This is a genomic window from Candidatus Obscuribacterales bacterium (genome assembly GCA_036703605.1).
GTDB lineage: Bacteria > Cyanobacteriota > Cyanobacteriia > RECH01 > RECH01 > RECH01.
The window spans coordinates 1-1,893 of sequence record DATNRH010001028.1 but is presented as its reverse complement, the minus strand read 5'-3'; the positions used below and the strand labels follow the sequence as shown (position 1 = coordinate 1,893).

Genomic DNA, 1,893 nt, shown 5'->3' with positions numbered 1-1,893 from the left:
CGATCGCCACCTGGATCGGATGATCCTCGGGGAGTTCGCTAATGGCTTGGGCCACCTTGTCCTTCACTTCATCCAAGGCGGCATCCCGAGCGCTCTTGTCATACTCGAAGTGCGCCAAGATGGTCTTGATGGCGGCGGCAGACTGCTCACTAACGAAGGTTGCTAAGGTTTCATCGGCAACTGGTTCTGCGAGGGTGACCACCTCGATACCCAATTCTTTGATGATGTCGAGCTGGGCCTGGATCAAATCGCGCACCACTTCATAGCCGAAGTCGATGGCTTCAATGATGTCTTGCTCAGGCAGTTGGTTTGCCCCAGCTTCCACCATAATCACGCCATCGGGGGATCCGGCGACCACCAAATCGAGATCTCCCATCTCAATTTCTTGATAGGTGGGATTAATAATAAAATCATCGCCGACTAGCCCGACCCGCACGGCAGCCATCGGCCCATTGAAGGGAATTTGTGCAATCAGAGTGGCTAAGGATGCCGCCGTCACCGCCAAGACATCGGGGGGAACCCGTTCATCCATGGATAGCGTGGTGGCTACCACCTGGATGTCATCCCGGAGCCACTGGGGAAAGAGCGGCCGCATGGGACGATCGATCAAGCGGCAAATCAACGTTGCTTTTTCCGGTGGGCGACCCTCACGACGCAGAAAACCGCCAGGGATGCGCCCAGCGGCATAAAGCCTTTCTTCGTAATCCACCAGGAGGGGCAAAAAGTCGATTCCTTCACGGCCTGAGGAGCGGGTTGCCGTGACTAGGACGGAGGTTTGTTCTGACTCGACCAAAACGGAACCGCCGGCTTGGGGTGCTAGCAACCCCATCTTAAGTCTAATATCCCGACCGTCGATGGATATTAACTTATCAATTTCCTCTCGCATGAAATGCTGTACCTTTATTTCTTCTTGAGTTCTGTTGTTCTTCTGTGGCAATCGTAACATCGATCTTGAAACTGCGATCGCTTTCCGCTAAGCTTAACTATTCTCTTGTTTTTTGAGCTTTGAATAACTCTAGGATGGCTCTCAACGCGCATTGCTGCGATCCCTCTTCACGCGGCACGTTCAGGCTAAACCCTAGCCTCGGATCACCAGTGTTCCTTGGCCAGTTGTATCGATTTTCCATGGCCATCACCGGATCTTGGTAGAATGAGCCAAACGTATCCGGCGATGCTTGACATCATGGAGGGATGGGGGGATTGAGAGCAGCGGGCTCCTGCTTCCCGAGATTTGCTGATGACGTAGTCGCTTAGGTCGTTTTGGTTTGCTGGAATGGTTCAGGGCGCTGGTCTGCGTTGACCATCAGCCATCCCGTCTCCCACGTCAACTTATGGTTCTACGGTTCGCATGGCAATCTTACATGGTAGCTGGCTGGCATTGCCCCAGAATTCGGCGTTGTTCGACGCTCCAGAGGGCACCTCGACCGACCATCAACCTCCGGAGACTGAGCCTGGCTTTGTGGTCTGGGGTGAGGCCTGGCAGCCGCTGGATGCCCTAGCGGAGGTGGGCAGCGATCGCGCCCATCCCTATGGCATGGCGTTGGCAGATCTGATGCAGTTTTTGCAGCAGTTGCACCAGGAGCACTCCATCCAGTGGGCGATGCCCCAGTTCCCCTTGGCGACGGTATCCGCGGGATCCAAGCGTGACGAGGCAGACTCCCTGGACAACTGGGTCGATGCCTGGGCTCCCCGATGGCGATCGCTGCCCGTGAGCTTGCCCACCCTGGAGCAGGATGGCAAAACGATACCGCGCTTTTCCGTGGCGGTGCCTGGGGATGCGGCTGAGCCAAGCGCTTCGGAGTTCACCCTTCAACCCTGGCAGATTAGCGGCCTGTGGCTGTCGGCCGATGAGGCGCTCACCCTGCTGCGATCGCTGCCCCTAGGGATCCAATC

2 protein-coding genes are annotated in these 1,893 nt (G+C 56.3%); one reads left to right on the top strand and one right to left on the bottom strand.

The annotated features are described in order from the left end of the window. On the bottom strand, positions 1 to 829 hold an 829-nt coding region (locus V6D20_21005), incomplete at its 3' end, for a hypothetical protein (protein ID HEY9818260.1). Positions 830 to 1,348: 519 nt separating this feature from the next. Between V6D20_21005 and V6D20_21000 the strand changes: the two genes are divergently transcribed. Then, on the top strand, positions 1,349 to 1,893 hold a 545-nt coding region (locus V6D20_21000; protein ID HEY9818259.1), incomplete at its 3' end, for a hypothetical protein.